Source organism: Dapis purpurea BLCC-M126 (genome assembly GCF_050015975.1).
In the GTDB taxonomy this organism is placed as follows: domain Bacteria; phylum Cyanobacteriota; class Cyanobacteriia; order Cyanobacteriales; family Microcoleaceae; genus Trichodesmium.
Genome location: NZ_JBNHER010000288.1, coordinates 1 through 8,054, shown reverse-complemented (window position 1 = coordinate 8,054; position 8,054 = coordinate 1). Strand labels below are relative to the sequence as shown.

Here is an 8,054-nt window from a genome sequence, read left to right as displayed (position 1 = left end):
TTATGTAGTTTTTATTATTACATTATAGGTAATCTTCTGGCGGGAAGGGAGTAATTTGCATAGTATAAATACTTACTAAGCTATGGAATTTTAGACTAATTTTCATGTTACAAATTGAAGTGCGGAATGTGGGATTTAAGGTGTGTCAGTCCAGTAGTGGACCGTTTCAACTAAAATAGTGCATTATATTTGTCATTGCGAACGAAAGTGAAGCAGTCTCCAGACACTTTTCTATTGCAACATTTAAGATGAAACAGTCCAGTAGTTTTAACTTTAGGGATGATACATGAAGTGGAAAATTAACTTTTTTTAGGAAGATTTAGTAATTTAAAAACTTTGGGGCGATCGCCTGCTCTATGATATCCTTAGTGGATCTTTGCCTCAGGAATTGCCTAGATTAGTTGGTAGTATATATAGTATATTTGCCTAAGTTCAGATATATAAAATACAAAAAATTATGCTATAGATCAAGCGTCTCAAATTAAGTCCCATCTGGTCAGGAATATAATAGTTTTTGGGGTCAATTATAGTAAGATTTTAGTTAGATAATGGCTTTCTTATATCGGTTTTCATTAACATAGAAGACAACTATCAGGTATGTAACTTATTAAACTTAAAAAAATACTTATACTTTGTCTGTAGTCAACATGAGTGAAAACCTCTATAAAACTAAACTTCGATATTTTCAAACAGTTCCCACTTTAATTTATTTACACAATCTTTACAATGGAGTTGACTTGTGAAGTGTAAGGAGGTTGAAATAAAAGGATGAAATTTTCTGGAATCTACAGATGACCAAGTGTTTAACCTACCGTTATCAGACTGAATTATATCTAATGATATGTAAATCATTTGGATAGTTTTCGGAAAACAACTTTAAACATTGCTTAAAACAAACTCTATCTACATCAGAAAACGAATACATTGAAACTTTCTCCTGTTTTTGGTTCTACCATGACATATAACCATAAATAGTCAAAACACCACTTAGACTCAATTTTAGGTTAATTTACCTTTTTTTCACCAAAACTAATCTTAGGAAATTTTTTCGTACTTTAAACTCCAGTTAATTTGATAAATTGACAAAAATCATCTTAAATGATGAAAATTTATATAAATGTTTTGTATTAGACTATTGTCTTAAATTATTTATTCCCTCAAAATTTAATATCTATATCTTGTAGGTTTTGCCCTCATTTTCATTTGTGTTTGCATTTTCTTTCTGATGTATAGCTCTCTAGAAATCTTGGAAAAATAATGAGCAGTAAATACTACATTTAGTATCAAAAAAGCTAAGACAAAAAATAGAACTAAAAGACCTGCTAAAGTAAATTTATGGAAGAAAGTAAAAATTAAAAAGACAAAGGAAAGAAGACCAGCTCCAGAGGCAGAAGAACTAACAATTAGCCAGCGTAAATTAGACATAGTTAAGTTAATAAATATTTTGAGTAATTAGGAAGGTAAATAAAAATTATTTAATCATATATCAATCAGTAATTATATATGAAAACCTGTTCATGCCGTGAAGTGTTTTAATATTATAAATCATCCCTGATTGGTATAAATTAGTTTAAGTTAAGTTTAATAGCAATTAGAAATAAATTCTATATAACAATTATAAACAGGTTCTAACAATTCAAAAAGTAAAAATAAACTCCAAAACTCTTACCCATTGTCTATGTGCCCATTGCCTATTCCCAAAAAGCAACAATATTTTGGACACTAATAAAATAGAATTGCGATAATGAATTTACTTCTATTGAACTTGAGGAGCATCAGCTAAATTTGTTGAACTCTCTCAAAGATGTTTCAACTAGAAATATAGGAGTTGAGTTGGCTTTGGAGTTGAGAAAAACATTTGTTGTAAGTTTTTCTTGTGGAATACTTATTATTCCATCCATAGCTATATTACTTGATTAATTTAACTATATTCTCTGTACTATCAAGTTTAGATAGTCATTTATAAAAAACCTTCTGTCCGATATTGAGAAAAAGTATTATCACTTTCCCTACTCTCCTATTACTTAAGAGTACTGTGAAATTTTTCTCACCGAACATGGCTTCAAACCCAGTATTAACAAGGGAAATACCTTAAAGCGATCAAAATAGGTTTTAGCTATTTTTTCCTCAAGTCTCGCTAAACAGGTAAGTCAAATGAAATATAAAATAATCGTTGATAGGGAACAAATAACAGTGAATAGGCAAGATCAAGCAGAGATTAAACAATTTCTATCACTTCACCTGAAACCTGCCTATTGGTTGAATTTTTTTTACATACACCTACTTAATTATTTATATAGTGATTCCAGTTAAGATTGAGACACTTAAACTTGATATAATCCTTTAAAATTAGGTATTTCGCCGTCTAGTTTTTATTTGAAACCACTATAAAGTATTTAACCAAAAATTATATTTAAGAAGGATGTAAATAGAAAATCAAGCTATATCAGAATGAAGACCAGGATTAACCCCACGTTGAAGCTATTTGCCTCTTGTCTCCTGTAGAGGTTGTGCTTTTCATGTCGCGCAGCGAAATAAACGTGGGATTTATCCCGGAGAAAGCTAAATATCTATCAAAGCTAAAAGTCTTGCTGAAAAATTAAAATTTGTATAAAACAATATTTACATTTTGTCAAGTTGTTTACGCAAATCCTCCAGTTCAGCATCAACCTCCGATTTTTCTGCTGAACCTTCATTAGCAGCTGGTAATTGACTCTGACTTACTGAACCCCCTGTAAGTTGTGCCTTCATCGCTGCCAACTCATCATCAACATCACTACTAGCTTCCAACTTTCGGAAATCCTCTTCCAAACCACCACTACCAGCTAACTCTGCTGTAGCTTCGGAACGAGCTTCCATTTGCAACACTTTTTCTTCCATCCGGTCAAAAGCTGCCATTGCTCCGCTAGTATTCAGAGAACCCATTGTATTATTAAGTTGTTCCTGAGTTTTAGCCGCAGTCATCCTGGCCTTCAGCATATCCTTCTTAGCCTTAGCCTCAGAAATCTTACCTTCTAAAGCTGTCAAATTCCGTTTTAGGGTTTCCACCTGAGCTGTTTGACTGTCCAAAGATACTTTTACAGTGTTTGCTGTCTCAGAATAAGTTTTCTTACGTTGTAGAGCTTCCTTGGCCAGCTTTTCGTCTCCCTTTTGCAGAGCTAATTGTGCCCGGGAGTACCATTGATTAGCTTGAGACTCAGCTTGATTATACTGTTGTTGGCTACGTTTCTGAGTAGCAATAGCGCTAGCAACTGCTTGACGTAACTGGACTAGGTCTTCCTGCATATCAAGAATAGACTGTTCTAGAACCTTTTCAGGGTCTTCAGCCTTATTTACCATCTCATTAACATTAGCTCTAACGATACGACCAATCCGATCAAATAATCCCATAATTTTATCTTTCCTTTTAATTGACCATTTGTTTAAGTTGGCTCCCAGCTTCCGATTACAAATACTAGCTACTCTGGGCCAAGCTTTTGATTAGTTGATTAGGGGAAATTTACCCTATAATTATAATATCCATTTTAAGCTGTTCTTTGTCCGTAAAGCCTAGGCGAACTTGGATGTTTTTGAGAGAAAAAATGGCTGGAACCAAGAGAAGTAAAAGAAATACCTAAACAGGCTAAGAATGCCTCAAATCTAGATATTAATAAATTAATTTATCGAAGCCTTGGCTTTTATACCTGCACTCTAAGGGTCAGTGATTATCTTACCAAAATGCCAATAAATTGATTACTTATCCCACGCTTTACTGATGTAGTAACAAATGATTTGTTGCTATCTTTGTATATCACTGTACTCTGGCATATTTACATATTATTTTTTCTACACCTTTTCTACATTGCACTTAGAGCTATTAGTTGTTTAGTTGTAAATACCTGAGAATGCAGCGCTATATATCATAAAATTGACTAAAGTGATAATCTTTCCAACCTAATTCTTGCTTGTATTGTCTAAAACTATAGTTATTTCAATTAAGTTTGATAAAGTCTTTCAAGTAAAATAAGATTTAAAAAATTTCCTAAAATAGATTTGATTTTACCCCGTAAATTGGTCTTTATAAAGGATGTTAAGTCTTTTGACATAGTTTCTGATTTTTTTTACTCTGAGACTAAGTAAATCTCACTTAAATTTTACTTCTAGCCCTTGAATATTGTTTTTAGGATACTTCACCACTGTCTGATTGTTTCAAATTAGAACCTTTTTGATGAGGCAATTGAGGATTTTTACCTCTAGGCAACATTTCCGCCTTCATTGCCTCCAACTGAGTCTCAATATCATTATCATCTCTTTCCAAAGATACAAACTGTTTCTCTAAACTATCAGTTCCTAACTCAGCCATCGCCTCAGACTTAGCCTCAAGCTGCATTATTTTTTCTTCCATCTGCTCAAAAGCACTTAGAGTATTACCAGTATTTACTGATCCTAAAATTTCATTGAGCTTTTCCGAAGCCCTAGCAGAGCGTGCCCTAGCAATATACATATTCTTTTTTAATTTTGCTTCACTAATTTTCTGCTCCAACTGCCTCATATTTTGCTTTAGCTTTTCCACTACCTGTTTTTGCTGTTCTACTTGAACCTTCATTATGGTAGCTGTTTCTTGGTATGACTTACGTCTAGTCAGAGCTTCCCGCGCCAAATTGTCCTGGCCTTTTTGTAAAGCCAACTGTGCTCGTCTGTACCATTCATCAGCAGTAGATTGAGCTTGGTAACATTGTCTTTCTGTGCGTTTTTGAGTAGCAATTGCCTGTGCCACTGCTTGGCGTAGTTTCACCAAGTCATTCTGCATATCTCTTACTGTTTGCTCAAGAACCTTCTCTGGATCTTCAGCACCAGAAACCAAACTGTTTATATTAGCGCGAATCATCCGCCAAAGGCGGTCAAAAATTCCCATAAAGACTCTCCATATTTATTATAATTTTTGAGCATAAAGTCTCCAGGAGTAATTCATTTTTCGTGCTTTAGCTTTTATACTTATTGGAGACAGAAATAATTGTACTCTCCAGTCATTTCTTAATAATCTTTTTCTTTTGTTCCCTAATTAATAATTATCAGGTTTCAACTTGTCATATTTGGCATCCAGTCCTTCTTGGCGTAATTCTTGAAGAAAAATTTTTGCCCTTTCTGCTTCCCAAAATGCCCCCATCTGTATCTTCATACCATTATCCGTTTCACGAATATAAGCATCTGAAATTATTTGCTGTGCTTTATACAAAGATTCTTCATTTACATAATCTAGAACCACATAATACCAACCATCATCTGATTTGATTGGGTTAGTTATTTGAGAACTATTAGAAATTTCTGGGGAAGGTTTAACTATTGGGGATGGAGTTGGAGAAGATAAAGTAACTACAGTAGATGGGGTAGACTGAGGTAATAAAGTGGTAGTGAGATTATCTAGTTTTGCACTTGCTTGATTAGGTTGTGAAGCAGTATTAACACTTCCCGATATTGGTGGTGGTACTACAGGTTTGACTTTTGCCGTAGGAGATGGGAACTGACTAGGTTGAGGATTAACGTTGCTTAGAGTATTCAAATCTAAATCTACAAACTCTTGAGATGCCAAGTCAGGAGATTTCGGTAAAGGTTGCTCCTCCCTATTTTCAATATTATCAGTAGTAGTCTGATCTGTATTTGTTTGAGCAGAAGTACCTTTAAAAAAACGGTCTAAACTAAGATTGCTCAGAACTGATGGGTGCTTTACAACATAACCCAAAGTCATACAAGAGATAAAAAACAGAAACATTGAAACTATTCCCAGAGGAGTCAACAAACTTCCTAAATAAGTAGATTGCTCTTGATGATTTGATTTTAATTTATCTAAACTCTCTAGAAGTTTCTCTGAAGACTCCAGATAGTTATCTGGTGCTGTAGAATTATTGTCACTTAATTGAGATGTCTGTTTCTCACCATCCTGATTTTCTACATCACCTTTTTTGGCCATGCTGATTTCTGTAGGGGTGGGAGGCTCAATGGCCACTGGTGAAGCTTTTTTAGCAGAAGTATTAGATGCTTCAGAGTTTTGCAGTGATGATTCTATCTCAGATAAAGACAATGAAGATAGTGTTTGATCCTCCACTGGTAATAGAGACATTAATTCGGGTGTTTTGTAAATTTGTTTATTAATATTTTTCTGAGAAACTGGCGAATTTTCTGTTTGCCTGCGGTATTTACGATATCTTGTTAATTCTGCTTCTAGCTCCACATCCAAACTTTCCATTACAGCTTGCAAAGTCTGATTCAATTCCTGGGTAGAATTTTTAGTAGACTTAACTATCGAATTTTGACTCATTTAATAACTCCTGCTAGTTAATCATTGACACTCCCTTACCTAAATGATGAAGGGATTAGTGAAGTTCTCTCCCATTAAATCAAAAATTATAACAGGAGCTTCTAAAACGAGGATAACTGAATCCAAAGTTTTTGAATTCTTGCTTTACTGGAAAATTGGGTCTAAAGTATCGCCCATAAGCGAGCGACTTTGTAATTCTTGATATACTTTGAGAGATTATGTTGGAAACCCCTGAAAATTTCCCTATAGATTTAGCTCAGGACTAAATCTGGGCTTTGGTGCTTACTTCTCCATCTTCTATATAGAACCCATTTGGGATCTATTAGACATCTCCAGAAAAGAGAGAGTAGGTGTAAATAATTGATTTTATTTTTGATTATTGTATAGGTCTATTTATCTACTTAAATATAGGGAGATGCTGAATATGGGGGTCTAGATTCTACCTTTTTCCTCTATTCTATTTCTTGCTTTCCTGACTTCTAATTCCTTTGCCAAGACACCAAATGGCTTCTATAGTATTTGCAACTTCATTACAGTCTGGATTAGTAGCAGACTCATTTTCATATCCCTAATCAATAACCCTTGCTCTCAACCCCGCCTTTCGGTAAAACAACTATGAATTTTCAATCTCTCAATCAGATTTTAGGCTATCTCAAAATTATGGAGCGATCGCCCCAACAACAAGATTTTCAAAAGTTGATGGAATGTTGGGAGCAAGTTTTAGGAGTAATGGCTAGCAAAACTCGGCCATTATACATTAAACAAGGTGTTTTATATGTAGCAACATATAGTGCTGCCTGGTCTCAAGAACTTCGTTTCCAAGTTCCGGAAATTTTAGAGAAGCTAAAGCACCTTTTATCTATACCTCTAGATGATATCCAATTCTCTCCAGCTCAATGGCATACCCATCTCCCTATCAACCAATCAAACCAAACAGAAAAAAATGATTGGCAGCAGCATCCTAGTATGATTCCTCCCTTGAAAGAACCACTTCCAAGAAACTCCACTCCCAAAAATCAAAATCCTCAGAGTACTTTTCAAAATTGGGCGAAAGCTATACAAAACCGTTCTCAAACTTTACCTCTTTGTCCTCAATGCCAATCTCCTACTCCCCCTGGAGAGATTCAACGTTGGTCCGTCTGTGCAATTTGCGCGACTAAGCGCTGGTCATAGGGAGAAAAGTAGGAAGTAGGGGGCTGGAAACAAGGTAGTAATACTATCTCACTTTTAGAATATCACATAAACGATGATAGCTCTACTTCAATAGATATTTCGAATAACAAAAAATAAAATTAATTATCGTAGAGAAATTATCAATTCTTTACACCTAGTACCTACTCCAAACAATTAATAATTACCTCTTTTGAAAAATTTTAAAATTTTTTAGATCCATCATATCTTAATACTTAATTTGACAAACACTCTCTTAGGGAAGGCTTCGCTTCAAGGATTATCAATATTCTAACCTAAGTTCGGATTAAGACGATTTTGCTACTCATTCTATGAAGAAATGGGGATTATAGGCAAGGTGAGAATAAGCGTTTCAGGTTATCCGAAACTCAGGTGAAACTAGAGCTTAACTTTTTAGCATTCCTCTCACTTAGGAAAACTTTTTAACTAAAAGGGTTTAATTATTAAAGCTTTATTTGTGATGGGCATTTAGTGAAATGGTATAACATTTTCCGACTCCTGTAATATTTACCTAATTATTAATTATTAATAATTAATAATTCTGGTTTAAAGCCTCCCCTTGGATAGG

5 protein-coding genes are annotated in these 8,054 nt (G+C 34.3%); 1 reads left to right on the top strand and 4 read right to left on the bottom strand.

Annotated elements, in window-relative coordinates:
- Positions 1-1,164 precede the first annotated feature (1,164 nt).
- The 4 genes from ACP6PL_RS26310 to ACP6PL_RS26295 form a co-directional block, all read right to left on the bottom strand.
- Positions 1,165-1,425, bottom strand: coding sequence for a hypothetical protein (locus ACP6PL_RS26310; protein ID WP_426548296.1), 261 nt, complete (start codon positions 1,423-1,425; stop codon positions 1,165-1,167).
- A gap of 1,197 nt (positions 1,426-2,622) precedes the next feature.
- On the bottom strand, positions 2,623-3,390 hold the full coding sequence (locus tag ACP6PL_RS26305; protein ID WP_426548295.1) for a PspA/IM30 family protein: 768 nt from the start codon (positions 3,388-3,390) through the stop codon (positions 2,623-2,625).
- A gap of 769 nt (positions 3,391-4,159) precedes the next feature.
- The gene (locus ACP6PL_RS26300) at positions 4,160-4,894 is read right to left on the bottom strand and encodes a PspA/IM30 family protein (protein ID WP_426548294.1); all 735 of its coding nucleotides are present in this window, start codon (positions 4,892-4,894) and stop codon (positions 4,160-4,162) included.
- Between the two features lie 147 nt (positions 4,895-5,041).
- Positions 5,042-6,295: a hypothetical protein gene (locus ACP6PL_RS26295; protein ID WP_426548293.1), complete on the bottom strand. Its 1,254-nt coding sequence runs from the start codon at positions 6,293-6,295 to the stop codon at positions 5,042-5,044.
- A 615-nt stretch (positions 6,296-6,910) separates the two neighbouring features.
- On the opposite strand from ACP6PL_RS26295, the gene ACP6PL_RS26290 reads away from it, so the two are divergent.
- A complete protein-coding gene (locus ACP6PL_RS26290) occupies positions 6,911-7,468 on the top strand; it encodes a DciA family protein (RefSeq protein ID WP_426548292.1) in 558 nt (185 codons plus the stop codon).
- Positions 7,469-8,054 lie beyond the last annotated feature (586 nt).